18 protein-coding genes, 1 tRNA gene, 5 pseudogenes and 1 riboswitch are annotated in these 24,551 nt (G+C 68.0%); of the genes and pseudogenes, 9 read left to right on the top strand and 15 right to left on the bottom strand.

Going from position 1 to position 24,551, the window contains the following annotated elements:
- The first annotated feature begins 13 nt into the window (after positions 1 to 13).
- The 5 genes and pseudogenes from hflX (at position 14) to FRZ33_RS13540 (ending at position 5,034) form a co-directional block, all read left to right on the top strand.
- Positions 14 to 1,331 (top strand): annotated as a pseudogene (gene hflX, locus FRZ33_RS13560) (ribosome rescue GTPase HflX).
- A gap of 66 nt (positions 1,332 to 1,397) precedes the next feature.
- The gene (gene hflK, locus FRZ33_RS13555; RefSeq protein ID WP_146910252.1) at positions 1,398 to 2,513 is read left to right on the top strand and encodes an FtsH protease activity modulator HflK; all 1,116 of its coding nucleotides are present in this window, start codon (positions 1,398 to 1,400) and stop codon (positions 2,511 to 2,513) included.
- Position 2,514: 1 nt separating this feature from the next.
- Complete coding sequence (gene hflC, locus FRZ33_RS13550; protein WP_146910250.1) at positions 2,515 to 3,387, top strand: protease modulator HflC; 873 nt, start codon at positions 2,515 to 2,517, stop codon at positions 3,385 to 3,387.
- 10 nt (positions 3,388 to 3,397) lie between these two features.
- Complete coding sequence (locus tag FRZ33_RS13545) at positions 3,398 to 3,583, top strand: DUF2065 domain-containing protein (RefSeq protein ID WP_146910248.1); 186 nt, start codon at positions 3,398 to 3,400, stop codon at positions 3,581 to 3,583.
- 159 nt (positions 3,584 to 3,742) lie between these two features.
- A pseudogene (locus FRZ33_RS13540) lies at positions 3,743 to 5,034 on the top strand (adenylosuccinate synthase).
- Here FRZ33_RS13540 and FRZ33_RS13535 read toward each other — a convergent pair.
- The 5 genes from FRZ33_RS13535 to FRZ33_RS13515 form a co-directional block, all read right to left on the bottom strand.
- On the bottom strand, positions 5,035 to 6,354 hold the full coding sequence (locus tag FRZ33_RS13535) for a DNA polymerase Y family protein (RefSeq protein WP_146910247.1): 1,320 nt from the start codon (positions 6,352 to 6,354) through the stop codon (positions 5,035 to 5,037). It lies immediately after the preceding pseudogene.
- Positions 6,355 to 6,460: 106 nt separating this feature from the next.
- Positions 6,461 to 6,658 (bottom strand): YbdD/YjiX family protein, encoded by a 198-nt coding sequence (locus FRZ33_RS13530; protein ID WP_146910245.1) that lies wholly within the window; start codon positions 6,656 to 6,658, stop codon positions 6,461 to 6,463.
- Positions 6,659 to 6,668: 10 nt separating this feature from the next.
- The gene (locus FRZ33_RS13525; protein WP_146910243.1) at positions 6,669 to 8,735 is read right to left on the bottom strand and encodes a carbon starvation CstA family protein; all 2,067 of its coding nucleotides are present in this window, start codon (positions 8,733 to 8,735) and stop codon (positions 6,669 to 6,671) included.
- A gap of 151 nt (positions 8,736 to 8,886) precedes the next feature.
- Positions 8,887 to 9,600: an SEL1-like repeat protein gene (locus tag FRZ33_RS13520; RefSeq protein WP_146910241.1), complete on the bottom strand. Its 714-nt coding sequence runs from the start codon at positions 9,598 to 9,600 to the stop codon at positions 8,887 to 8,889.
- 172 nt (positions 9,601 to 9,772) lie between these two features.
- Positions 9,773 to 9,857, bottom strand: a tRNA-Leu gene (locus FRZ33_RS13515).
- Between the two features lie 178 nt (positions 9,858 to 10,035).
- Between FRZ33_RS13515 and rnr the strand changes: the two genes are divergently transcribed.
- Genes rnr through FRZ33_RS13500 form a run of 3 tightly spaced genes read left to right on the top strand, consistent with a single transcriptional unit; the run spans position 10,036 to position 13,531 of the window.
- Entirely contained in the window at positions 10,036 to 12,486 is a 2,451-nt protein-coding gene (gene rnr / locus FRZ33_RS13510) for a ribonuclease R (protein WP_146910657.1), read from the top strand.
- Positions 12,483 to 13,235, top strand: a complete 753-nt coding sequence (rlmB, locus tag FRZ33_RS13505) for a 23S rRNA (guanosine(2251)-2'-O)-methyltransferase RlmB (protein ID WP_146910240.1) — start codon at positions 12,483 to 12,485, stop codon at positions 13,233 to 13,235. The genes rnr and rlmB overlap by 4 nt, the downstream gene beginning before the upstream one ends.
- Positions 13,232 to 13,531: a CBU_0592 family membrane protein gene (locus FRZ33_RS13500; RefSeq protein WP_146910238.1), complete on the top strand. Its 300-nt coding sequence runs from the start codon at positions 13,232 to 13,234 to the stop codon at positions 13,529 to 13,531. Before rlmB ends, FRZ33_RS13500 begins: the two co-directional genes overlap by 4 nt.
- 6 nt (positions 13,532 to 13,537) lie before the next feature.
- On the opposite strand, the pseudogene rnt reads toward FRZ33_RS13500, so the two are convergent.
- The 9 genes and pseudogenes from rnt to FRZ33_RS13455 form a co-directional block, all read right to left on the bottom strand.
- A pseudogene (gene rnt / locus FRZ33_RS13495) lies at positions 13,538 to 14,135 on the bottom strand (ribonuclease T).
- 47 nt (positions 14,136 to 14,182) lie between these two features.
- On the bottom strand, positions 14,183 to 14,836 hold the full coding sequence (locus FRZ33_RS13490; protein WP_146910236.1) for an HvfX family Cu-binding RiPP maturation protein: 654 nt from the start codon (positions 14,834 to 14,836) through the stop codon (positions 14,183 to 14,185).
- A 13-nt stretch (positions 14,837 to 14,849) separates the two neighbouring features.
- Positions 14,850 to 15,614, bottom strand: a complete 765-nt coding sequence (locus FRZ33_RS13485) for an HvfC family RiPP maturation protein (protein WP_146910234.1) — start codon at positions 15,612 to 15,614, stop codon at positions 14,850 to 14,852.
- Positions 15,601 to 16,430 (bottom strand): annotated as a pseudogene (locus FRZ33_RS13480) (HvfB family MNIO-type RiPP peptide maturase). Before FRZ33_RS13480 ends, FRZ33_RS13485 begins: the two are co-directional and overlap by 14 nt.
- Before the next feature lie 33 nt (positions 16,431 to 16,463).
- Positions 16,464 to 16,841, bottom strand: a complete 378-nt coding sequence (locus FRZ33_RS13475; protein ID WP_146910232.1) for an HvfA family oxazolone/thioamide-modified RiPP metallophore — start codon at positions 16,839 to 16,841, stop codon at positions 16,464 to 16,466.
- A 47-nt stretch (positions 16,842 to 16,888) separates the two neighbouring features.
- Complete coding sequence (locus tag FRZ33_RS13470) at positions 16,889 to 17,404, bottom strand: RNA polymerase sigma factor (protein ID WP_146910656.1); 516 nt, start codon at positions 17,402 to 17,404, stop codon at positions 16,889 to 16,891.
- A 120-nt stretch (positions 17,405 to 17,524) separates the two neighbouring features.
- A complete protein-coding gene (arsJ, locus tag FRZ33_RS13465; protein WP_227977901.1) occupies positions 17,525 to 18,748 on the bottom strand; it encodes an organoarsenical effux MFS transporter ArsJ in 1,224 nt (407 codons plus the stop codon).
- Positions 18,745 to 19,746, bottom strand: a complete 1,002-nt coding sequence (locus FRZ33_RS13460; protein WP_146910228.1) for an ArsJ-associated glyceraldehyde-3-phosphate dehydrogenase — start codon at positions 19,744 to 19,746, stop codon at positions 18,745 to 18,747. The genes arsJ and FRZ33_RS13460 overlap by 4 nt, the downstream gene beginning before the upstream one ends.
- Before the next feature lie 22 nt (positions 19,747 to 19,768).
- Positions 19,769 to 20,098 carry an ArsR/SmtB family transcription factor gene (locus tag FRZ33_RS13455; RefSeq protein ID WP_146910226.1) on the bottom strand — a complete coding sequence of 110 codons (330 nt, stop codon included), beginning with the start codon at positions 20,096 to 20,098 and terminating at the stop codon, positions 19,769 to 19,771.
- A gap of 156 nt (positions 20,099 to 20,254) precedes the next feature.
- Here FRZ33_RS13455 and arsH point away from each other — a divergent pair, with 156 nt between their 5' ends.
- Positions 20,255 to 20,905 (top strand): arsenical resistance protein ArsH, encoded by a 651-nt coding sequence (arsH, locus tag FRZ33_RS13450; protein ID WP_227977900.1) that lies wholly within the window; start codon positions 20,255 to 20,257, stop codon positions 20,903 to 20,905.
- A 59-nt stretch (positions 20,906 to 20,964) separates the two neighbouring features.
- On the opposite strand, the pseudogene gcvP reads toward arsH, so the two are convergent.
- Positions 20,965 to 23,849 (bottom strand): annotated as a pseudogene (gene gcvP, locus FRZ33_RS13445) (aminomethyl-transferring glycine dehydrogenase).
- A gap of 41 nt (positions 23,850 to 23,890) precedes the next feature.
- A riboswitch (glycine riboswitch) is annotated at positions 23,891 to 23,992 on the bottom strand.
- Positions 23,993 to 24,551: the final 559 nt, after the last annotated feature.

Below are 24,551 nucleotides of genomic sequence, written 5' to 3'. Positions count from 1 at the left end.
CTGACGTCGTCCGATGTTTGAACGCGCCCGCAAGGGCGAACGCGCCCCTGCTGATCCAGCCGCATGCGCCGGGTCGGCAGGACCCGGCCCTGCTGGAAGAGTTTTCGGAACTGGCCCGTTCGGCCGGTGCGACCGTGGTCGGCACCGTGACCGCGCGGGTCGAGACGCCGAACGCGGCCTACTACATCGGCACCGGCAAGCTCGAGGAAGTGCAATCCGCCTGCGAAGCCACCGGTGCAGACCTGGTGCTGGTCAACCACCTGCTGACGCCCGGCCAGGAGCGCAACCTCGAGAAGGCGCTCAAACGCCGCGTGGTCGACCGCACCGGCCTGATCCTCGACATCTTCGCCCAGCGTGCGGCCACGCACGAAGGCAAGCTGCAGGTCGAACTGGCCCAGCTCAAGCACTGGGCCACGCGCCTGGTGCGCGGCTGGACGCATCTGGAGCGCCAGCGCGGCGGCGCCATCGGCCTGCGTGGTCCCGGCGAAACCCAGCTCGAGCTCGACAAGCGCATGCTGCAGAAGCGGCTGGAGTCACTGCAGGCGCGGCTGGAGAAGGTCGAAGTCCAGCGCACGCAGATGCGGCGCGCACGCATCCGCAACGAAGTGCCGCGCGTGGCGCTGGTGGGGTACACGAATGCCGGAAAATCCACCTTGTTCAATGCGTTGACCGGATCGGGGGTCTACGCCGATGACCGCTTGTTCGCGACGCTGGATCCGACGGTGCGCCGGGTGGATGGTGTCGCGCCGCTGGTCCTGTCCGATACGGTCGGCTTCGTTCGCGATCTTCCCCACGAGCTGGTGGCGGCGTTCCGGTCGACCTTGGCCGAAGCCCGCGAGGCCGACCTGCTGCTGCACGTGATCGACGCCGCCGACGAACTGCGCGACGAGCGCATCGGCCAGGTGGATCGCGTGCTGGACGAGATCGGCGCCGGCGACATCCCGCAGGTGCTGGTGTTCAACAAGATCGACCGGATCGAAGGCGCGCTGCCGCGGCTCGATCCCGAGGTCGAGGGGCGTGAGCGCGTCTGGCTTTCGGCCCGGGACGGCTTGGGCCTGGACCTGCTGCGCGACCTGCTGATCCGCCGGTTCGCCGAACGCCGCTTCACCGGCGAGCTGCGGCTGGCGCCGGACCAGGGCCGGCTGCGGGCGCGATTGCATGCCGCGGGTGCGGTCCGGTCGGAACAATCGGATGAATCGGGGTGGCTTCTGACCCTTGACTTGCCCTGGGCGGCGGCCGAGCGGCTGGCGGCCGAACCAGGTGGGCATCCGCTTCACGCGCTCTTGCTTGTGGCCCCCGGCGCCCCTACCTACAATCCTGACACTGACTAAAGCGCGCTTTCCCCGATCCTGGCCCCTGCCAGGGCAACGGCCCCGGCGGCGCGCGACGGAGCAAGCATGGCCTGGAACCAGCCTGGAAAAGGCAACCAAGATCCCTGGAAGGGCAAGGACCCCGGCAACGAGGTCGAAGCCTTCATCAATCGCCTCAAGGGCATGTTCGGCGGCGGTTCCGGCGGTGGGCGCGGCAGCGCCGCGGCCAACGGCTTCAATCCGCTGCCCTGGATCCTCGGCCTGATCGGCATCTGGCTGGTGTTCAACAGCTTCAAGCTGATGGACGAACGCCAGCGCGGCGTGGTGCTGCGCTTCGGCGAGTTCAACCGCATCATGACCCCGGGCCCGAACTTCAAGTGGCCCTGGCCGATCGAGACCGTCACGGTCGTGGACGCCACCCAGGTGGTCGAACTGACCGACCAGGTGCGCGTGCTGACCCGGGACGAGAATCTGATCGACATCAAGTTCAACGCCCAGTACACCCGTTCCGAGCCTCGCCTGTTCCTGTTCGGTTCGGTCAATCCGGAGCAGACCCTCAAGGACGCCGCGGAAAGCGCGGTGCGCGAGGTGGTCGGCCGCAGCAACATGGACACCGTGCTGTTCGATCGCGCCGAACTGGTGATCGAGGCCAAGGACCGCCTGCAGGAGTCGCTGAACTTCTACCAGACCGGCCTGACCGTCACCCAGTTCAACCTGCAGGACGCGCGTCCGCCGGAAGAGGTCAAGCAGGCCTTCGACGATGCGATCAGCGCCCGCGAGGACAAGGAGCGCATCGAGAACGAAGCCAAGGCCTACGCCAGCAAGGTGCTGCCCGAGGCCCGCGGTCGCGCGGCGCGCCTGCGCACGGAAGCCGAGGGTTACCGCGTGGCGACCATCGCCCGCGCCGAGGGTGACGCGGAGCGTTTCAGCCTGCTCGCCACCGAGTACCGCCGGGCCCCGGAAGTGACGCGCAAGCGCCTCTACCTGGAAACCATGCAGCAGGTGATGGCCGGCAACCCGAAGGTGGTCGGCGGCAACGACAACATCCTGTACCTGCCCATCGGCGGTGCCCCGGTCCGTGCCGGCGTGCCGGCCGAAGCGCCGGTGATCCGCCTGCCGGCCACCCAGGCCGCGTCCACCACTCCCGCCGATGCCACCCCCGAGCGCGATCCCCGCGCCGCCCGCCGCCAGGGAGGCCGCTGACATGCGCGCTTTGACCCTCATCCTGTTCCTCGCCATCGCCGGCCTGCTGGCCGCCATGGGTTCGGTGTTCGTCGTCAACGAAAGCCAGACCGCGATCGTGCTCAACCTCGGCCGCGTCGTGCGCAGCAACCTCGACCCCGGCCTGCACTTCAAGTGGCCGCTGGTGGAGGAGGTGCGCAAGTTCGACCAGCGCATCCTCTCGCTTGACGACGCGCCGGAGCGTTACCTGACCGCCGAGAAGAAGGACGTCAGCGTCGACTTCTTCGTCAAGTGGAAGATCGATGACGTGGCGGCCTACTACCGCGCCGCCAACGGCGGCAACGAAGAAGCCGCGCGCCAGCGCCTGACGCCGATCGTCAAGAACGCGCTGCGCAACGAGATCAACCAGCGCACGCTGCAGGAAGTGGTTTCCGCGGGCCGCGCCGAGCTGTCGGGCAGCCTGCTGGACCAGGTGAATGCCGGTGCGGCGACCCTGGGCATCGAGGTCGTGGACGTGCGCATCAAGCGCATCAACCTGCCCGAGGACAGCACGATCCTGGACACGGTCTACGGCCGCATGCGCACCGAGCGCACCCAGGTGGCCAACCAGCTGCGCGCCGAAGGCGTGGAGCAGAGCGAGACCATCCGTTCCGAGGCCGACCGCCAGCGCCAGGTGACCATCGCCGAGGCCGAACGCGATGCGCAGAAGCTGCGGGGCGAAGGCGACGCCCGCGCCGCCGAGATCTATGCCGCGGCCTACGGCGGCGATCCCGAGTTCTACGCTTTCTACCGCAGCCTGGAGGCCTACCGGAACTCGATGGCGGACGGCCAGACCGTGATGGTGCTCGACCCGGATTCGGAGTTCCTGCGCTACTTCGGCAACGACAAGCGCTGAACCCGGCGCTGTGTCCGACCTCTGGGCTGCGCTCTGCCTGGTCCTGGTGATCGAGGGGCTGCTGCTGTTCGTGGCCCCGGCCACCTGGAAGCAGGCCGTCTCGCAGCTGCTGGAACAGCCGGACCGGGCCCTGCGCGTGGCGGGTGGCGTGATGATGGCCGCCGGCCTGCTGGCCCTGTACTGGGTCCGGGCCTGATCCCGGCCCGGGCCGGCCCGCAGGGGCTGGCCCCGGCCCGGCAAACCGAGGATAATTTCGCAAAGCCGGGGCGACCTCCGGCTTTTTGCATGTCTGGGCCCCCGAACGGCCCGACCGCCGTCGCCCCCATCGCAGAAATCCTCTTTCGGAGTCAGGGTCATGGGTCAGTCGGTCGTAGTGCTGGGCGCGCAATGGGGTGACGAGGGCAAGGGCAAGATCGTCGACCTGCTCACCGAGGAAATCGGCGCCGTCGTGCGCTTCCAGGTGGCCACAACGCCGGCCACACGCTGGTGATCGGCGGCAAGAAGACCGTGCTGCACCTGATCCCGTCCGGCATCCTGCGCGCCGACGCGCTGTGCCTGATCGGCAACGGCGTGGTGCTGCATCCCGCCGCGTTGCAGAAGGAAATCGCCGAGCTCGAGTCCAACGGCGTCGAAGTGCGTTCGCGCCTGAAGATCAGCCCGGCCACGCCGCTGATCATGCCGTACCACATCGCCCTGGATCAGGCCCGCGAGAAGGCCGCCGGCGGCAAGGCCATCGGCACCACCGGCCGCGGCATCGGCCCGGCCTACGAGGACAAGGTGGCGCGCCGCGGCATCCGCGTCGCCGACCTGCACTACCCGGAACAGCTGGCCGAGAAGCTGCGCACGGCGCTCGACTACCACAACTTCGTGCTGACCAAGTACCTGGGCGTCGAGGCGGTGGATTTCCAGAAGACGCTGGACGAAGCACTGGCTTTCGGCGCCTACGTGGACCCGATGAAGGCCGACGTGGCCGGCATCCTGCACGAGCTGCGCAAGCAGGGTAAGCGGGTGATGTTCGAGGGCGCGCAGGGTTCGCTGCTCGACATCGACCACGGCACCTATCCCTACGTCACCTCGTCGAACACGACGATCGGCGGCGCCATGGCCGGCACCGGCGTCGGTGCCGACGCCATCGACTACGTGCTGGGCATCGCCAAGGCCTATGCCACCCGCGTCGGCGGCGGCCCGTTCCCGACCGAGCTCAACGACGACGTCGGCCAGGGCATCCGCGACCGCGGCCAGGAATACGGCGCCACCACCGGCCGCCCGCGCCGTTGCGGCTGGATGGACATCGTCGCGCTCAAGCGCGCGGTCGCCATCAACGGCATCACCGGCCTGTGCATCACCAAGCTCGACATCCTGGACGGGATGGAGAAGCTGAAAATCTGCATCGCCTACGAATACCGCGGCAAGCGCACCGAATACGCGCCGCTGGACGCCGCCGGCTGGGACGAGTGCACGCCGGTCTACCTGGAGTTCCCGGGTTGGGAAGAGTCCACCGCCGGCATCACCGAGTGGGACAAGCTGCCGCCCGCGGCCCGCGCCTATCTGCGTGCGCTGGAAGAACTGGCGGGCTGCCCGCTGGCCATCGTCTCCACCGGCCCGGGCCGCGAGTCCACCATCGTGCTGCAGGATCCGTTCGCCTGATCAGTGGCCGCCGGCCTCGCGCCGGCGGTGCGCGGCTTCGGCCAGCACCTTGGCCTGGTTCAGGCGCTGCAGCCAGAGTTCGTTCTTGTCGGCTTCCTGTTCAAGGCCCGCCTCCGGTATCCGGTTGAAGGAAATGCGCATCGGCGCCGCCGCCAGCGCGTCCTGGGCGCCGCCGAAGTAGATCTTGTTCAGGCCGTACTTGCGGTTGATGCGGTCCACCACGCCGTTGAGCGCCTGTGCCTCGGCGTGGTCCGCCTGGCCGAACAGCAGGCCGCTGGCCTGCCCGCGTGCCACCAGCCGGTGCAGGCTGACGCCCACCGCCAGCACCGGGCGCCGGTCGCGCCGCTGCGCCAGCAGGCGGGTGAGCAGGCGCATCAGCAGGCGGCTGTCGTCGTCATGGTCGAACTCCACCGCGGCTTCCCAGGGCTCTTCGCCCACGTAATTCACCTTCACCTGCATCAGGCCGGCCAGCAGCTCCGCCTCGCGCAGGCGCATCGCGGCCTTCTGCAGCAGTTTCTTCAGTACCGCGTCGGCGCCGGCCGTGGACCGGAACTCCGGGGCCAGCACGTGCGAGTGGCCGATGCTGGCACGTCGCGTCGGCGCCTCGGGCAGCTCGGTGCCGTGCAGGCGGGCGTGGAAACGTTCGCCCTCGATGCCGCCCCAGACGTGCCGCAACCGGTGCGCGGGCGACTGGCACAGTTGTTCGACAGTGTGGATGCCGTGCGCCAGCAGGCGCCCGTGCATGGCGGGGCCGATGCCGCACAGGTCCTGCAGTTCCAGGCCGAACAGCGCCTGCGGCAGCGCGTCCTGTTCCAGCACCACCAGGCCGTCGGGTTTCTGCATGTCCGAGGCGGTCTTGGCCAGGAAACGGTTCGGGCCGATGCCCACCGAACAGCGGATCCATCCGCCGACGTGTTCGCGCAGGCTTGCCTTCACCGCTGACGCCAGCGCGACCGCACGCTCGCGCTGGCGCCGGCTGCCGACCAGGTCGCAGGCCATTTCGTCGATCGAGCCGACGTGCACGTCGTTCTCCGGGAAGTTTTCTTCCAGGGCGGCGAGCGCGGCGTGGTGCAGTTCGACATAACGCGCCGGGCGGGCCGGCACGACCACCAGGTCCGGGCAGAGTTCGCGCGCCTCGCGCACCAGGGTGCCGGTGCGCACGCCGAAACGTTTGGCCTCGACGCTGGCGGCGATGCAGCAGGTGCTTTCGGCCATCACCGGCACCACGCCCACCGGGCGCCCGCGCAGGGACGGGTCGTCCTGCTGTTCGACCGAAGCGAAGTAGGAATTGAAGTCGACGAACAGGCAGCGCAGCGTCATGGCGCGGATCCGACGCGGGCGGCCGAGTCTACGCCGGGGGAGTTAAGCGGTCGTTTTCCATGCCGCGAGCCTGCCGCGGCGCCGTCTCAGGGGGCGAGAACGGCGCTCAGCAGCAGCGGCCGTTGCGGCCGCCGTAACGCGACTGCTGGCAGGCGCGGAAGAACTCCGTCTCGGTCATGGGCTTGCGGTCCGGGTGTTTTTCCCGGACGTGGGCGGCGTAGCGGGCGTAGTCGGGCAGGCCCACCATCAGGCGCGCCGTCTGCATGGTGCGCTGCCAGAAGTTCCTCAGGTCGACGGTCTGCATGCTCGTTTCCTCAGACGTTCGCCTGGTCGGCGCCCAGGGCCACATACGGTGTTTCGCGATCGGTGCGCGCCGTATTGGCCTGCGCCTTGCGGATCGCCAGCACCGCGTAGAACAGCACGCTCAGCACCACGCCAAGGAACAGCGCCGTCAGCCCGGCATTGACGTAGTTGTTGAACATGATCTGGGCCATGCCGTCGAAGTCCTTCGACGGCGCGATCAGCTCGCCGCGCGCGATCGCGTCGCGGTAGCGGTTGGCCTGCGCCAGGAAGCCCACCGCCGGATTCTCGTCGAAGATCTTGATCCAGCCGGCATAGGTGGTGCAGATCAGCAGCCAGGTCGTCGGCACGATCGATACCCAGGCATAACGCTGCTTCTTCATCTTGAACAGCACCACCGTGCACAGCATCAGCGCGATGCCGGCCAGCATCTGGTTGGCGATGCCGAACAGCGGCCACAGCATGTTGATGCCGCCCAGCGGGTCGGTGACGCCCCGGAGGAAATAGCCCCACAGCGCCACGCAGCCGGCGGTGGCCAGCAGGTTCGCGCCCCAGGATTCGGTCTTGCGCATCGCCGGCACGAAGTTGCCCAGCAGGTCCTGCAGCATGAAGCGGCCCGCACGGGTGCCGGCATCGACCGCGGTGAGGATGAACAGCGCTTCGAACAGGATCGCGAAGTGGTACCAGAAGGCCATCATGCCTTCGCCCGGTATCACCGCGTGGAAGATCTGGGCGATGCCGACCGCCAGCGTCGGCGCGCCGCCGGCGCGCGACAGGATCGAACTTTCGCCGATGTCGGCGGCGGTGGCGGTGAGCAGTTCGGGCGTGACCACGAAGCCCCAGTTGGAGATCACCTGCGCGGCGTTCACCGGATCGGTGCCGATCACCGCCGCCGGGCTGTTCATCGCGAAGTAGATGCCCGGATCGATCACCGAGGCCGCGACCATCGCCATGATCGCCACGAATGACTCCATCAGCATGCCGCCGTAGCCGATGTAGGGCGCGTGTTTTTCGTTGGCCAGCAGCTTGGGCGTGGTACCCGACGAGATCAGCGCATGGAAGCCAGACACCGCACCACAGGCGATGGTGATGAACAGGAACGGGAACATCGAACCTTTCCACACCGGCCCCGTGCCGTCGGTGAACTGGGTCAGCGCCGGCATCTTCAGTTCCGGCATCACGATCAGGATGCCGATCGCCAGGCCGACGATGGTGCCGATCTTCAGGAAGGTGGACAGGTAGTCGCGCGGCGCCAGCAGCAGCCACACCGGCAGCACCGCCGCGACGAAGCCGTAGCCGACCAGCATCCAGGTGATCTGGGTGGCGGTGAAGGTGAAGGCCGGGCCCCAGGTCGGGTGCGCGGCGACGTCGCCGCCGAACCAGATCGCCGCCACCAGCAGCACGATGCCGACCACCGAGATCTCACCGATCTTGCCGGGCCGGATGTAGCGCATGTACAGGCCCATGAAGATCGCGATCGGGATCGTCGCGATCACCGTGAACATGCCCCAGGGGCTTTCGGCCAGCGCCTTCACCACGATCATCGCCAGCACCGCCAGGATGATGATCATGATCAGGAAGGCGCCGAACAGGGCGATGGTGCCGGGCACGCGGCCCATTTCCTCGCGCACCAGGTCGCCGAGTGAACGGGCGTCGCGGCGGCTGGAGATCACCAGCACCATGAAGTCCTGCACCGCACCGGCCAGCACCACGCCGGCGATCAGCCACAGCGTGCCGGGCAGGTAGCCCATCTGCGCCGCCAGCACCGGGCCGACCAGCGGACCCGCGCCGGCGATCGCGGCGAAGTGGTGGCCGAACAGCACGTGCTTGTTGGTCGGCACGAAGTCGAGGCCGTCGTTGCGAAGGACCGCCGGGGTGGCGCGTGTGGGGTCGATCCCGAGCACCTTGTCGGCGATGAACAGCCCGTAATACCGGTAGGCCACCAGATAGATCGAGACCGAGGCGAACACGATCCACAACGCACTGATGTTCTCGCCGCGCCGCAGCGCCACCGTGCCGAGGGCGAAGGCGCCCAGGACGGCCAACAGGCCCCAGGCGGCGTGGCGGGCGAGCTTGTTCATGCGGAGGGATTCCGGAAAGGGTCTCCGGCCAGTCTAGTGACGGGCGGGGTCGGGGCCACCCGACCATCGTCGAATGTCCTCCCGGTGCCAGTCCGTGGCAAGCCCTCAGTCAGGGGGATAGCCCGGATACGAAGCGTGCGGGGCCCACTTCTCATTCATCGCCATCCCACTTCTCCAGAGGACCAATCTCGACAGTCCCGGTGGGGGCGTCATTCCACAGCTGATCGACCCATTTGTGGTACAGCTCGGGCTCCCAGAATTCATTGGCATAGAAATGATGCCCGCGGATGCGGATCGGCATTCCGGAGGGGCCGGGAACGATGACCGTGACATTCTTCCGCGGTCGACCGCCGATCATTGTCCATCGGGCCTTCCGCAAATGTTTGGTCAACCTCGTCCTGGCGACCGCGTCGCCAAATTCGTCCATGACGGGCTGTCCGATTTCAATCGCCCGGGTCCGATCTTCCGGCGCGAGATGGCCCCAATACGTCTCGCGAAGCACGATGAACAGTCGATATCCGCGCTCGGCGGACAGATCGGCCCAGACATAGCCGAGGACGCGATCTGCGGGCTGGCCGATCCCCTTCCATGCCATCTCCGCCAGCATCGCCTGCGATGGCTTGTCCGCGAATCGGGCGGCTTTCAGGAAACTGTCCCTGGCCTCATCGAAGCGCCCTTCCTCGTAGGCGATCAGGCCTTCATTCCGGAACTTCATGTCCGGATGGGCATCGAGGAAGGCCTTGGAACTCAAGGTGGCCTGCCGGTCGGTGAACCTTCCCTCATCACTGGCAAAAGTGGCGACCGAAGCGATCAGAAGCGCGGCGCCTGCAAACTGTCGAAAGCGCTCTCGCATCGGGGTTGCCATCAGCCGGTGAGCCCGTGGATGGATACTAGCCACCTCGAGCCAGCCCGTCGAAGTCGTTCTTGCGACCGGAACAGGCGTCCGTCACTCACTGGGCACCACCGGGCCATTGCGACCCCGGAAAACACGAAACCCCGCATGGGAGCGGGGTTTCGGAGGGGGTGACCCCGTACGTTGGTGCCCAGGAGAGGACTCGAACCTCCACGGTTTTACCCGCTAGTACCTGAAACTAGTGCGTCTACCAATTCCGCCACCTGGGCAGGTGCTTCCGGCGCGAGCGCCAGGAAGCCGCATAAGTTAATCGCGGGGCCGCGCCTTGTCAATTGTCTGCACGCGTTTCCGGACAATTAGGCCGGCCGTACAGGCGGGCGGGTGTACCATTCGGCCATGACAAAACCCCCGAAGAAGCCCGCAGCGGCCGGCAAACTGCCGTCCTGGATGCCGGAAAGCATGCGCGGCGCCACGCCCGCCAAGTCCGCCAAGCCGGGCGGCTCGCCCAAGGCGGGCAAGGCTGGCAAGCCAGCCAGGCCGGGCGGCCCGAAACCCGCCCGCGCCGCCGATTCCGGCAAACCCGCCCGCGTCGGCAAACGTTCCGGACCACCGGCCCGGGGCGGCAAACCGCCGCGTGGTCCGCGGCCCGGACCTGCCGGGGCCGCCAGGCACGACCCGCATGCGTCGCGCGAGGCGCAGAAATACGAACAGCCCATCACCAGCCGCGAGGCCATCGTCGAGTTCCTGGCCGAAAGCGACGGCCCACTGACCGCCGAGGACATCGCCAGGGCCCTGGGCCTGACCGCGCCGGACCGCTTCGATGCGCTGTCGCGCCGGCTGGCGGCGATGCTGCGCGACGGCCAGCTGCTGATGAACCGTCGCGGCGGTTATGCCGCCGCCCGCCAGCTCGACCTGATCGCCGGCACGGTGATCGCCAATCCCGACGGTTTCGGTTTCCTCAAGCCCGAGGACGGCGGCGAGGACCTGTTCCTGCCGCCCGGCGAGCTGCGCAAAGCCCTGCACGGCGACCGTGTGCTCGCCAGCGTCACAGGCGTGGACCGTCGCGGCCGCCGCGAAGGCGCCATCGTCGAAGTGCTCGAACATCGCCTGACGCGCCTCACCGGCCGCTACAGCGAACGTTCGCGCATCGGCATGGTGGTGCCGGACGACCGCCGCGTGCTGACCGAGGTGCTGATTCCGCCGGAAGACCGCAACGAGGCCCGCGAAGGGCAACTGGTGGTGGTCGAAGTCACGGCGCCGCCGGAGAAGGGCCGCCCGCCGATGGGCCGCATCCTGCTGGTGCTGGGCGACAAGCTGACACCGTCGCTCGTGGTGCAGGCGGCGATCCACGGCCACGACCTGCCGCACGAATTCCCGCGCGAGGCGCTGGCCGAAGCCGCGCTGGTGCCGGTGGAGGTGCCCGAGGCCGAAACCCGCGACCGCGTGGACCTGCGCAAGGTGCCGCTGGTGACCATCGACGGCGAGGACGCCAAGGACTTCGACGACGCCGTCTGGTGCGAACCGAATGCCGAGGGTTTCCGCCTGATCGTCGCCATCGCCGACGTCTCGCATTACGTGCGGCCCGGCACGGCGCTGGACGACGAGGCGGTCAAGCGCGCGACGTCGGTGTATTTCCCGGGTTTCGTGGTGCCGATGCTGCCCGAGACCCTGTCCAACGGCATCTGCTCGCTGATGCCGAAAGTCGAACGCATGTGTTTCGCCTGCGACATGCAGGTGGACTTCGAAGGCAATGTCACCCGCTCGAAGTTCTACGAGGCGGTGATGCGCTCGCACGCGCGCCTGACTTATACCCAGGTCTGGAAAGCCGTGGGCGAGGCCGACACCGCCGAGGGCGCCGAGGCGCTGGTGCAGGTCGGTTCGCTGCTGCCCCAGGTCCAGCGCCTGCACCAGCTGTACAAGGTGCTGGCCAAGGCCCGCACCCGCCGTGGCGCGATCGAGTTCGAGTCTGGCGAAGTGCGCTTCGTGCTCGACAACAAGGGCGAGGTGATCCAGGCCGGCATGCTCGAGCGCAACGACGCGCACAAGCTGATCGAGGAATGCATGATCGCGGCGAACGTGGAAGCCGCGAAATACATCACCGCCAAGCAGATCCCGGCCCCGTTCCGCGTGCACCCACGGCCGCCGGAGGCCAAGTACGCCGACCTGCTGGAATACCTGTCCGAGTTCGGCCTCAGCCTGCCGCCGTGGTCGAAGGTGCAGCCCAAGGATTTCACCCAGCTGCTGCGCAAGATCCGCGTGCGGCCCGACGCGCCATTGCTGGAAACCGTGCTGCTGCGCTCGCAGAGCCTGGCCGTGTACCAGACCGAGAACCTGGGCCACTTCGGCCTGGCGCTGGAGGCCTACGGGCACTTCACCTCGCCGATCCGGCGCTACCCGGACCTGCTGCTGCACCGTTCCATAAAGCATGCGCTGCTGTCGGGTGACCCGGATGGTTACCGCTACACGCTGAAGGAAATGTCGGCGTTGGCACTGCACTGCTCGACGATGGAACGTCGCGCCGACGAGGTCGAGCGCGAGGTGGACGAGCGTTACCGCAGCGCCTGGATGGAAAAACACGTCGGCGACGAGTTCGACGGCGTGGTCAGCGGCGTCACCAACTTCGGCCTGTTCGTCGAGCTGGCCGGCTCGAAGGTGAACGGCCTGGTGCACGTGACCCAGCTGCCGCACGACTTCTACCACTTCGATCCGCTGCGGCGTTCGCTGGGTGGCGAGCGCACGGGGCTGAAGTTCCGGCTGGGCGACCCGGTGCGGGTGCTGGTGCTCAAGGCCAGCGTCGAGGACAAGCGGATCGACTTCAAGCTGGTGGTGCCGGAAGGCGCGCCGAAGAAAAAGAAAAAGCCTGAGCCAGCGGCCGGGCCACACGGGAACAGACGATGAGCAAGAAAGACAACTGGATCGCCGGCATCAACGCGGTCGCCTCGGCGCTGGAGCACGACCTCGAACACGTGCGCGAGGTACTGATGGAAGCGGGCGCGAAGAACCCGCGCCTGACCGAGATCGAGGAAACGGCGCGCCGCCGCGACGTGTCGGTGCGGCGCATCCCGCTGCAGTCGCTGGAAGGCATCGCCGGCGGCCTGCGCCACCAGGGCGTGATCGCCCGGTACGAAGCGGCCAAGCCGACGGATGAGAAGGAACTGCCGGGCCTGGTCGAGGCAGCCGGCGGCAAGGCGCTCGTGCTGGTGCTCGACGGCGTGCAGGACCCGCACAACCTCGGCGCCTGCCTGCGCAGTGCGGCCGCGGCCGGCGTCACCGCCGTGGTGATCCCCAAGGACAAGGCGGCGCCAATCAACGCCACCGTGCGCAAGACCTCGGCCGGCGCCGCCGACCGCATCCCGGTGGTCAGCGTCACCAACCTGGCGCGCACGCTGCGCGCGCTGCAGGAGTTGGGCGTCTGGATCTACGGCCTCGACGGCAGCGCCACCCAGGCCATCCACGGCATCGACTTCACCGGCAATGTCGCGCTGGTGATGGGCGGCGAAGGCGAGGGCATGCGCCGGCTGACGCGCGAACACTGCGACGGGCTGGTGCAGATCCCGATGCCCGGCGAGATGGAGAGCCTGAACGTTTCGGTCGCCACCGGCGTGGCCTTGTTCGAAGTCGTCCGTCAACGGGGAGCTAAGGCATGAGCCTGCAATGGTTCGACTTCGTGGGACTGGCCGGCGTCGGTTTCGTGCTGGTGTCGTTTTTCCTGCTGCAGGCCGGCAAGCTGGCCGGGGATTCGGTCGGCTACCAGCTGGCCAACCTGTTCGGCGCGATTTTCATCCTGACCTCGATCTTCTGCTCGGATGCCGAGTTCAAGGACGTGATCTCGGCCACGGTGATGCAGTTCTGCTGGATCGCGATCAGTCTGTATGGCCTGTGGCGCGGCACCAAGGCCCGCGCGGCGCGCTTCCGCAACCGCGGCAATCCGCCCGCCGCCTGACCGTTTTCAATCCTGTCCGGCGGTCTGGCGCCAGCGGTTCAGCACCGCACAGAACAGCTGCGCCGTGCGTTCGGTGTCGTACACGGCCGAATGCGCCTGTTCACCATCCCAGGTCAGGCCCGCGGCCTGCACCGCACGGCTCAGCACCGTCTGGCCGTAGGCCATGCCCGCCAGCGTCACCGTGTCGAAGGTGCTGAAGGGGTGGAAGGGATTGCGCTTGTGGCCCACGCGCGCCACCGCCGCATTGAGGAAACCCAGGTCGAAGTGGGCGTTGTGCCCGACCAGGATCGCGCGCTGGCAGCCGTTGCGTTTCGCCGCGGCGCGCACCGGCGCGAAGATGTGGTCGAGCGCGGCGCGTTCCTCGAGCGCGCCGCAGCGGCGAGTCGAGCCGGATGCCGGTGATCGCCAGCGACTTGGGGTCGATCTCCGAACCCACGAAGGGTTCGACATGGGTGCTGACGGTTTCGCCCGGCACGTAGTAGCCATCGGCGTCGAGTTCGATCGGGATCGCGGCGATCTCGAGCAGGGCATGCCGGGTGCAGTCGAAGCCGCCGGTCTCGACATCCACCACCACGGGAAGGAAGCCGCGAAAACGTTCGGCCATGCGCGGCAGGGAGCTTGATTCCATGCCGCGCAGGATAACAGAGCAGCTCAGGCCAGCAGCAGGCGGTCCAGCGCCACCAGCAGCGCGCCGGCGATGGCGATCGTCAAACCCAGGGTCGGCAGCAGCAGGGCCAAGGGCAGGCCCACCACCAGACCGGCGAGACCCCAGGCCAGCGGGTCCTGCACCACCTGGCGCGGGCCGGCACCGGTGCGCGAGGCGATCAGCGCATCCAGGCTGAACTTGCCCGCGCCCTTGAGCACCAGCGGCAGCAGCATCACCGCGAAGATCAGCGGCAGCTTGAAGTTGCCGAAGCCCTTGTCACTGATCGCGTAGCCCATGGCCAGGTCCTGCAGCGTCTGCCAGTTCATCGGCCAGTGCACAGACGCAGTGGCCACCATCGTCAGCACGAACAGGTTGAAGGCGAAGAAGCGCGTGCCCAGGCCCAGCAACAGTGCGATCGCGCCGCCCAGTTCGAACCAGGTCGCCATCGTCCAGCTCAGGTCCGGCGGCATCCGGTTGAAAGGGAAGGGGAAGTCGGACTGGATGCTGCCGAACCAGTTCTCGCCGCGGTATTTCTCGATGCCGGCTTCCCAGAATTCCCAGGCCAGGATCAGGCGCAGGCCCAGCGGCGCCAGCCAGTCGCCGACGCCGTCCAGTCGTTCAGTGAGCGCGATCCAGCGCTCGCTCAAGTGGTTTCGCATGATGACTCCGTTGTCAGTTGCGGGTGCCGAGGACCACGCCGCCGGCACGCAGTTGATCGAACATGTCGCGGCCCGGCAAGACGAACGCCTCCGGGTCCGCTGACTGGGCTTCGGCCGCGAGCGCCAGCAGCTGTTCGCGGCCGGTGAGATCGGGCTGTTCCGACAGCCGCTGCAGCAGCCGGAAGGTGAGGGCACTGAGTTCGCTGAATCGCACTTTGTGGCTGGCGTCACGCTGCACCAGCAGGAAGGTTGGCGTATCCGGCATCGACGCAGGCTGGAACTCCGGCGACAGCCGATGCACCGGCCACGAATACGCCAGCGGCCAGGCCAGCGGCGAAGGCAGCGGCACGCCGGCGAGCAGGTCGCCCGCGGGATCGTGCGGTTCGTCGGCCGGATCGGCCTCGCTCAGGTCCAGCGCCAGCTCGGCCCATTCGTAATGCGCCAGCTCCGGCAGCCAGGGCGCATCGCCGCGGTCTTCCTCGGTGCGCAACAGCAGGTACTGGATGAACTCGCGGGGCAGCTCGGGGAAAAACGGCGTGCTGCAGCGGAATTCGCGATAGAAGTCCCGCACCAGCTCCTGCCAGCCGTCGGTGCCGAGGATCCTGCGGATGACCGGGAAATTCCCGGCCAGCAATCCCTGCAGACTGTTGAAGAACAGGTCGCGGTAGATGGCCAGGCGTCGCGCCTCGATGCCAGGCGGCGGCACCGCGCCGTCGGGGTCGCGGATGTACGCGGCCAGTTCGAACTGCTGCGCGCGCAGGCTCTCAGGCGCGGGCATGGCGGACCTCGGCCGGGGCATGCCGTGCGAGCACGGCGCGCATGGCCGCCACTTCCGCGACCAGCTCGGCATAGGGCGGGAAGTTGAAGTCGCGCTCGAGCAGGGCCGGGCGCGGGCCGAACAGGCGGCAGGCCTCGTCCAGCAGGGCGAACACGTCGGGCTTCACGGCGGCACCGTGGGTGTCCACCTTCAGGTCCTCGGCTTCGTCGTAGTGGCCGGCGACATGGAAATAGGCGATGCGTTCGCCGGGAATGCGGCGCAGGAATTCGTGGGCGTCGTAGCGGTGGTTGATCGCGTTGACGAAGACGTTGTTGACGTCCAGCAGCAGGTCGCAGTCGGCCTCGGCCAGCACCGCATTCAGGAAGTCGATTTCCGGCATCGCCTGGTAGGGCGCGGCGTAGTAGGAGACGTTCTCCACGGCGATGCGGCGCCCCAGGGCGTCCTGCACCTCGCGGATGCGGCCGGCGACGTGATGTACGGCCTCTTCGGTGAACGGGATCGGCATCAGGTCGTACAGCTGGCCGTCGTCGCTGCAGTAGGACAGGTGCTCGCTGAAGACCGGCACGCGGTGTTCGTCGAGGAAACGCCGCAGCTTCAGCAGGTAGGTCTGGTCGAAAGGTTCTACCGCGCCCAGCGAAAGTGACAGGCCGTGGCAGACCAGCGGATGTTTCGCCGTCAGTTCGCGCAATGCCTCGCCGAAGCGTCCGCCGACGCCGATCCAGTTGTCCGGCGCGCATTCCATAAATCGAAATCACCCGGCGCCGCAGCCTGCAGCGGACCCATCAGGGCCCGCCGCAGGCCGAGGCCGGCGGCCATCGGGGAAGGGGTCGGATGGCCGTCATCGCGCGATCAGCCGTTGCCGCCGCACTTGCCTTCGCCGCACTTGCCCTCGCCCTCGGCCTTCTTGTCGTCGCCGCACTTGCCTTCACCGCACTTGCCTTCACCTTCGGCCTTCTTGTCACCGCCGCACTTGCCTTCACCACACTTGCCTTCGCCGCACTTGCCCTCGTGGCCGGCCTTGTCGTCGCCGCACTTGCCCTCGCCACATTTGCCTTCACCGCACTTGCCTTCCTCGGCCTTGCTGTCGTCGGTCGCGGCTTCGCTGCCGGCGACCTGGTAGCCCTGGGCCAGGCTGCTCATGGCGAACGCGGAGTTGGCCAGGGCCATGCTGCCGAGCATCACGGCGCCGGCGGCCAGTACCACGGGTTTCAGGGTCTTCTTGGACATGGTCATCTCTCTCTCTTGGGATGGTGCGGGCGAACCCGCGGGAAAAGTCAGTCTTTCAGGTATTCACGGGCCAGTGAGCGCGCCCGGTGCAGTCGCGCCTTGGTGGCTTCGCGGGTCAGGCCCAGGCGGTCGGAAAGTTCCTCGATGGTCAGGCCTTCGAGGTCGCGCAGCAGCACGATCTCCCGGTAGTGGGCGGGCAGCGATTCCAGCGCGGCCGCCAGGTCCTGCGCCAGGCCCTGTTGATGCAGCGTGCAGGCGGCGGCGATGTCCTCGGTGATCGGTTCCTGGCGCAGGCCGCGCAGGCCGCGCTTGAGCCGGTTGCATTCGCGTTTGACGATGCGGAACAGCCAGGAGGCGAAACATTCCAGCTGGCGCAGGTCGGTGAGCCGGCGCGAGGCGGTGAACAGGGCTTCCTGCACGGCGTCCTCGGCATCGTTGACCACGCAGTGGTGCTCGGCGTAACGGCGCAGGTCCTGGCGCGACCGGCTGAGCACGCGCTCCAGCGCCGGGCGGTCGCCGGCACGGGCGGCTTCCAGGTCGTGGGTCCAGGCCAGGGTTTGCATGGGTCGGGCGTCCTCCGCGTTGCTCAGCATGGACCGGATCGTCGCTGCTGTCACACGGTGGAAAGAGCCCTGCGCCGGGGCGAAGGATTCGCGCGGCGGGCCGCAGGATTCAGTTCGCGTTTAGGTTTGCGGTGCGTGACGGGGAAGACTGCGCGACACCCCGGCGGCCAAGGCCACCAGTCCAGCCGAGGTCCACAGGCAGGCGGCCAGGCCGTGGGCCTGGTAGATCGCGCCTGACAGCACCGTACCCAGCAGCCGGCCCATGGCATTGGCCATGTAGTAGAAGCCCACGTCCAGCGACACGCCGTCTTCGCGCGCGTAACTGATGATCAGGTAGCTGTGCAGCGCCGAGTTGAGCGCGAACAGCACGCCGAAGCCCAGCAGCCCGCCGATCAGCACCGTCTGCGCCGGCCAGCCCGTGCCGAGTGCGAGAGCGATGCCGGCGGTCAGCACACACAGCGGCAGCGCCCAGCGCAGGGCGGTGCGGCCGTCGGGCACCGGTCCGCGGCGCAGGCCGGTGAGCGCCGGCGCCGCCGCCTGCACGAAGCCGTAGCCGATGATCCACAGCGCCAGGAAACCGCCGATCTGCGGATGGCTCCAGCCCAGCCGGTCGGCCAGGAACACCGGCAGCGCGACCACGAACCAGACGTCGCGCGCGCCGAACAGGAACAGCCGCGCTGCCGACAGCCGGTTGATGGCCGGGCTCTTCGAAAGCAGCTCGCGGAATTTCGGCTTGGCCTTCGCCTTGCCCAGGTCGGCTTTCAGGAAAACGAGGCTGCCGATCCACACCGCCGCCAGCACCGCCGCCATCGCCAGCACCGCGCCGTCGAAGCCCAGGGCCGCCAGCAGCAGCGCTCCCAGGAAGAAGCCGACGCCCTTGAGCGCGTTCTTCGACCCGGTGAGCACGGCGACCCATCGGTACAGGCGCACTTGTTGGTCGCCCGGCACCAGCAGCTTCAGGCTGCCCTTGGCGCTCATCTTGTTGAGGTCCTTGGCGATGCCGCTGACCGCCTGCGCCGCCATCACCCAGGGCACGGTCAGCAGCACCGCCGGCACGGCCAGCATCGCCAGCGCGCAGATCTGCAGGAACAGACCGAGGTTCATGGTGCGGTTCAGGCCCAGGCGCGCGCCGAGCCAGCCGCCGACCAGGTTGGTGATGACGCCGAACACTTCGTAGAACAGGAACAGCATCGCCACCTGCAGCGGCGTGTAGCCGAGCTCGTGGAAATGCAGCAGCACCAGCATGCGCAACGCGCCGTCGGTGAGCGTGAACGCCCAGTAGTTGCCGGTGACCAGCAGGTACTGGCCGGTCAGCGGCGAACCGGTGGACGCCGCCGGCGTCACGCCCGGCCGACCTTGCGCGCCAGTTCCACGGTGCGATTGGCGTAGGCCCATTCGTTGTCGTACCAGGCGAACACCTTCACCTGGGTGCCGTTGACCACCATCGTGAACGGGCCGTCGACGATGCTGCTGCGCGGGTCGGTGCGGTAGTCGATGGACACCAGCGGCCGCGTCTCGTAACCGAGGATGCCCTTGAGCGGGCCTTCGGCCGCGGCCTTGAACAGCGCGTTCACTTCCTCGACGGTGGTCGCGCGTTCTACCTCGAACACCGCGTCGGTGAGCGAGGCGTTGGCCAGCGGCACGCGCACCGCGTGGCCGTTCAGGCGGCCCTTGAGTTCGGGAAAGATCTCGGTGATGGCGGTGGCCGAGCCGGTGCTGGTCGGGATCAGGCTCATGCCGCAGGCGCGGGCGCGGCGCAGGTCCTTGTGCGGCTGGTCGAGGATGGACTGGGTGTTGGTGAGGTCATGCACGGTGGTGATGCTGCCGTGGCGGATGCCCAGGCCTTCGTGGATCACCTTTACCACCGGCGCCAGGCAATTGGTGGTGCAGCTGGCGGCGGTGACGATGCGATGGTTCGCCGGATCGAACAGGTGGTCGTTCACGCCCATCACCACGTTCAGCACGCCGGCTTCCTTCACCGGCGCCGTGACCACGACCCGCTTCACGCCCTGGTCAAGGTAGGCCTGCAGCACGGCGGCGGTCTTCATCTTGCCGGAGGCTTCGATCACCACGTCGCAGCCGGCCCAGTCTGTTTCCGCGATGGCCTTGTTGCGGGTGACGGCGATGCGCTTGCCATCGATCACGATGTTTTCGCCGTCATGGCCCGCCTCCCGGTCCCAGCGTCCATGCACCGAGTCGAAGTTGAGCAGGTGGGCGAGGGTGGCGGCGTCGCCGCCCGGGTCGTTGATGCGGACGAACTCCACGTCCGGCCAGGTCCAGGCCGCGCGCAGGGCGAGGCGGCCGATGCGGCCGAAGCCGTTGATGCCGATTTTCAGGGTCATGGGAAGGTCTCGTGCGTGGAGTTCAGCAGCAGGCCGAGGTGGACTTGGCCGGCGCGCAGCCGTTGCGGTCGCCACCGCAGCAATTTTCGGTCAGGTAATCGACCAGTCCCTGCATGGCGGCGAAGTCGGCGCGGTAGCGGATGTTGCGGCCCTGGGGTTCGGGCACGGCCAGGCCGGCCTGCTGCAGGGTGCGCAGGTGGAAGGAGAGGGTGTTGGCGGCCAGGCCCAGGTGTTCGGCGATCTCGCCGGCGAAGGCGCCGGCCGGGCCGAGCTCGACCAGGCGGCGAAAGATCGCCAGCCGGTGCTGCTGGGCCAGGGCGGACAGGGCGGTGACGGCGATGGTGGCGTCCATGGGCGGGTTCCTTGCGGCCGGTTGACGGCGGGGGCTTCGATTCGATATTACTTGAACAATCGAAGTATGCCAGCCCTCCCGGGACGATTTCATGACAGACCTGCTTCCCAACCTCAGCCCCGGCGCCCTGCAGACCCCAGCCTGGCCGGTCTGGCCATGGATGGCGCCGGCCATGCGCCGCGGATCCTGATCCTCTACGGCTCGCTGCGGCCCGAGTCCTACAGCCGCAAGCTGGCGCTGGAAGCCGAGCGGTTGCTGCGGCATTTCGGGGCCGAGACGCGGGTGTTCGATCCGGCGGGATTGCCCTTGGTGGGGTCCGTGGCGCCCGAGCATCCGGAGGTGCAGCGGCTGCGCGCTTCGTCTCTTTGGTCCGAAGGCCAGGTCTGGGTCAGCCCGGAGCGGCACGGCACCCTGACCGCGGTGTTCAAGAACCAGATCGACTGGCTGCCGCTGGAGCAGGGCGGCGTGCGGCCCACCCAGGGGCGCACCCTGGCGGTGATGCAGGTCTGCGGCGGTTCGCAGTCGTTCAATACGGTGAACGCGCTGCGCGTGCTGGGCCGCTGGATGCGCATGGTCACCATCCCGAACCAGTCCTCGGTGGCCAAGGCCTGGCAGGAGTTCGACGACGACGGGCGCATGAAACCCTCGGCCTACTACGACCGTGTCGTGGACGTGATGGAGGAACTGGTGAAGTTCACCCTGATGGTGCGCGGTCGCAGCGATTACCTGACCAGCCGCTACAGCGAACGCAAGGCCGATGCGGCGGCGGCGAAGTTGGCGGCGGTTTCGGGTGCCGTGGCGCGATAGCCGGCCCAAACGAAAGGCCCCGCATCGCGGGGCCTTCCTGACACGTCTTCGCCGGTCGATCAGGCCTCGGCTTCGTCCTTGTACGCATCCACCGGGATGCAGGCGCACATGATGTTCTTGTCGCCGTAGACGTTGTCCACGCGTGCCACCGGCGGCCAGTACTTCTGCTGGCGCAGGCTGGCCAGCGGGAACACCGCCAGTTCGCGCGGGTAGGCGTGGCTCCACTCGCTGGCCGAGACCGCGGTGGCGGTGTGCGGCGCGTTCTTCAGCGGATTGTCCTCGCGGTCCAGGCGGCCGTCCTCGACCGCGCGGATCTCGTCGCGGATCTGGATCATGGCGTCGATGAAGCGGTCGAGTTCGTGCTGCGATTCGCTTTCGGTCGGCTCCACCATCAGCGTGCCGGCGACCGGGAAGCTCAGCGTCGGGGCGTGGAAGCCGAAGTCGATCAGGCGCTTGGCGACGTCCTCGGCGCTGATGCCGGTGGCGTCCTTGAGCGGGCGCAGGTCCAGGATACACTCGTGCGCCACCAGGCCGTTGCGGCCGGTGTAGAGCGTCTTGTAGTGCGGCGCCAGGCGGGTGGCGATGTAGTTGGCGTTGAGCAGGGCCACCTGGGTCGCCTTGCGCAGGCCTTCGGCACCCATCAGGGTGACGTACATCCAGCTGATCGGCAGGATCGAGGCGCTGCCGAAGCTGGCGGCCGACACCATGCCGACATCGCCGGCGCCGACGCCCTCCGTGCGCAGGCCGTTCTTGTCGAGCGGACGCGGCAGGAAGGGCGCCAGGTGCGACTTCACCGCGCAGGGGCCCACGCCCGGGCCGCCGCCGCCGTGCGGGATGCAGAAGGTCTTGTGCAGGTTCAGGTGCGACACGTCCGAACCCCACTTGCCGGGCTTGGCCAGGCCGACCAGCGCATTCATGTTGGCGCCGTCGGTATAGACCTGGCCGCCGTGCTTGTGGATCAGCTCGCAGATCTCGACCACATCCTCTTCGAACACGCCGTGGGTGGACGGGTAGGTGATCATCAGCGCGGCCAGGCGGTCGCTGTACTTCTCGGCCGCACGGCGCAGGTCGGCGACATCCACGTTGCCGTTGGCATCGGTCTTGGTGACGACCACGGTCATGCCGCACATCTGCGCGCTGGCCGGGTTGGTGCCGTGCGCCGAATCCGGGATCAGGCAGATGTCGCGGTGCGCTTCGCCGCGGCTGCGGTGGTAGGCGCGGATCGCCAGCAGGCCGGCGTATTCGCCCTGCGCGCCGGAGTTCGGCTGCAGGCTGACGGCGTCGTAGCCGGTGCATTCGACCAGCATCGCCTCCAGGCTTTCGATCAGCGCCTTGTAACCGGTGGTCTGCGCGGCCGGCGCCAGCGGATGCATGTTGCCGAACTCCGGCCAGGTCACCGGGATCATCTCGGCGGTGGCGTTGAGCTTCATCGTGCAGCTGCCCAGCGGGATCATGGTGCGGTCCATCGCCAGGTCCTTGTCGGCCAGGGCGCGCATGTAGCGCAGCAGCTCGTGTTCGCTGTGGTGGGTGTTGAACACCGGGTGCTGCAGGAAGGTGCTGGTGCGCCACAGCGCCGCCGGCACCGCCTTGGTCACCGCCGCGTCCAGCGCGTCCACGTCGGCTTCCACGCCGAACAGCGCGGCCAGTGCGACCACGTCTTCGCGCGTGGTGGTCTCGTCCAGGCTGATGGCCAGGCTGCCGGCGTCGAGGCGACGCAGGTTGATGCGGGCGGCTTCGGCCTTCGCGTGCACGGCCGCGGCGTCGATGCCGGTGATGTGCAGGGTGTCGAAGAAGCCGTCGCCGACGCCCACGCCGGCGCCACGCAGCGCGGCCGCCAGGATCGCCGCCAGGCGATGCGTGCGGCGGGCGATGCGGGTCAGGCCCTCGGGGCCGTGGTAGACGGCGTACATGGACGCCATGACGGCCAGCAGCACCTGTGCGGTGCAGATGTTGGACGTGGCCTTTTCGCGGCGGATGTGCTGCTCGCGGGTCTGCAGGGTCAGGCGGTAAGCCGGCTTGCCCTCGGCGTCGACGGACACGCCGATCAGGCGGCCCGGCATCGAGCGCTTGAAGGCGTCCTTGCAGGCCATGAAGGCCGCGTGCGGGCCGCCGAAGCCATAGGGCACGCCGAAACGCTGGCTGTTGCCGACCACGATGTCGGCGCCCCATTCGCCCGGGGCGGCGATCATCGTCAGCGCCAGCAGGTCGGTGGCGACGGCGACCAGGCCGCCGCGCGCGTGCACGGTTTCGGCCAGGGCCCTGTAGTCGTTGATGCGGCCGAAGGTGTCGGGGTACTGCAGCATCACGCCGAAGGCGTCGATGCCCGCCGCGTCGGCGTCATCGGCGACGACCACTTCAATGTCCAGCGGTTCGGCGCGGGTGCGGATCACCTCCAGCGACTGCGGATGCAGGCCGCTGGAGACCACGAAGACCTTGGACTTCGACTTGCACGAGCGCTTGGCCAGGGTCATGGCCTCGGCGCAGGCGGTGGCCTCGTCCAGCAGGGAGGCGTTGGCGATCTCCATGCCGGTCAGGTCGGCGCACATCGTCTGGAAGTTGATCAGCGCTTCCATGCGGCCCTGGAGATCTCGGCCTGGTAGGGCGTGTAGGCGGTGTACCAGGCCGGGTTCTCGAGGATGTTGCGCAGGATCACGTTCGGCGTGTGGGTGCCGTAATAACCTTGGCCGATGAAGCTTCGGAAGACCTGGTTCCGGTCGGCGATGGCGCGGATCTTGGCGATGGCCTCGACTTCGGTCACCGGCGCCGGCAGGGCCAGCGGGGCGGCGGACTTGATGCTGGCCGGCACGATGGCGTCGGTCAGGGCATCCAGGCTGTCGTGGCCCACGACGCGCAGCATGTGGGCGATCTCGGCGTCATTGGGGCCGATGTGGCGTTCGAGGAAGGCGTCGTGTTGCTCGAGCGAGCGCAGGCTGTCGCGGTTCATGGGCGGTCCGGGCAAAGGGGAGGGCCGTGCATGGATGCACGGGGCGCCCCTCTGTCCTTTTGCCTGAGAGTTTTGGGCCGCGTTCCCTGCGGTCCCATGCCCCTTCGGCGCCGGAATGAACCGGTCTCTCCAGAGTTGCTCGCGCGGTACGGTTCCGGGTCCTGAGCGATTACGGGCGTTACGCCTTCGGCGCTGGCCTTGGCCAGCCTCTCCCGCACCACGCATCGAGCCCGCGCATTCTACCCCAGCCCTGCCGGTCGCGGGTGTCCCTGCCTTCCTGGCCTGCCGTAGCTAAGTCATTGCTGCGCAAGAATATTGGTGCCGGGGTGGCTGTGCCGGGCTCGTTCGTGGCGATAGGCCGCCGTACGTGAGGTCTTTTTCCGCGGACGCCGTGAATCCATCCATGGAGGCTCTTCGAAAACGTCCATGTTTTCGAAGCCGCGGAAAAAGACCTCACGCACGACGACCTGCGGACCGTCAGGGCCGGGATGCCGATCTGGGGCATGGGCTCGCGAGGCTCTTCGAGTTCGACAGTCCGGACCAGATCGACCACAGGCCGTCGTGCGAGGGAACTTTTCCGGACCTTCAGCGACATGGACGTCGCTGAAGAGCCTACAGGGACGTACTTGCGGCGTGTCCCGGAAAGTTTCCTCGTGCGGCGGCCTATCGCCTCGAACGATCCCGGCACACACTCGAACACCT

It is taken from the genome of Arenimonas daejeonensis, assembly GCF_007993735.1.
GTDB lineage: Bacteria > Pseudomonadota > Gammaproteobacteria > Xanthomonadales > Xanthomonadaceae > Arenimonas > Arenimonas daejeonensis.
Note: the sequence above shows the minus strand (reverse complement) of the source record. Positions and strands in the feature narration are given on the sequence as shown.

What these genes read in the sequence shown, in the direction of transcription:
- hflK (WP_146910252.1), top strand. Translation starts at nt 1,398, where the DNA reads ATGGCCTGGAACCAGCCTGGAAAAGGCAACCAAGATCCCTGGAAGGGC.
- hflC (WP_146910250.1), top strand. Translation starts at nt 2,515, where the DNA reads ATGCGCGCTTTGACCCTCATCCTGTTCCTCGCCATCGCCGGCCTGCTG.
- FRZ33_RS13535 (WP_146910247.1), bottom strand. Translation starts at nt 6,354, where the DNA reads ATGACGCTGCGCTGCCTGTTCGTCGACTTCAATTCCTACTTCGCTTCG.
- FRZ33_RS13530 (WP_146910245.1), bottom strand. Translation starts at nt 6,658, where the DNA reads ATGCAGACCGTCGACCTGAGGAACTTCTGGCAGCGCACCATGCAGACG.
- FRZ33_RS13525 (WP_146910243.1), bottom strand. Translation starts at nt 8,735, where the DNA reads ATGAACAAGCTCGCCCGCCACGCCGCCTGGGGCCTGTTGGCCGTCCTG.
- FRZ33_RS13520 (WP_146910241.1), bottom strand. Translation starts at nt 9,600, where the DNA reads ATGGCAACCCCGATGCGAGAGCGCTTTCGACAGTTTGCAGGCGCCGCG.
- rnr (WP_146910657.1), top strand. Translation starts at nt 10,036, where the DNA reads ATGCCGGAAAGCATGCGCGGCGCCACGCCCGCCAAGTCCGCCAAGCCG.
- rlmB (WP_146910240.1), top strand. Translation starts at nt 12,483, where the DNA reads ATGAGCAAGAAAGACAACTGGATCGCCGGCATCAACGCGGTCGCCTCG.
- FRZ33_RS13500 (WP_146910238.1), top strand. Translation starts at nt 13,232, where the DNA reads ATGAGCCTGCAATGGTTCGACTTCGTGGGACTGGCCGGCGTCGGTTTC.
- FRZ33_RS13490 (WP_146910236.1), bottom strand. Translation starts at nt 14,836, where the DNA reads ATGCGAAACCACTTGAGCGAGCGCTGGATCGCGCTCACTGAACGACTG.
- FRZ33_RS13485 (WP_146910234.1), bottom strand. Translation starts at nt 15,614, where the DNA reads ATGCCCGCGCCTGAGAGCCTGCGCGCGCAGCAGTTCGAACTGGCCGCG.
- FRZ33_RS13475 (WP_146910232.1), bottom strand. Translation starts at nt 16,841, where the DNA reads ATGTCCAAGAAGACCCTGAAACCCGTGGTACTGGCCGCCGGCGCCGTG.
- FRZ33_RS13470 (WP_146910656.1), bottom strand. Translation starts at nt 17,404, where the DNA reads ATGCAAACCCTGGCCTGGACCCACGACCTGGAAGCCGCCCGTGCCGGC.
- FRZ33_RS13460 (WP_146910228.1), bottom strand. Translation starts at nt 19,746, where the DNA reads ATGACCCTGAAAATCGGCATCAACGGCTTCGGCCGCATCGGCCGCCTC.
- FRZ33_RS13455 (WP_146910226.1), bottom strand. Translation starts at nt 20,098, where the DNA reads ATGGACGCCACCATCGCCGTCACCGCCCTGTCCGCCCTGGCCCAGCAG.
- arsH (WP_227977900.1), top strand. Translation starts at nt 20,255, where the DNA reads ATGGATGGCGCCGGCCATGCGCCGCGGATCCTGATCCTCTACGGCTCG.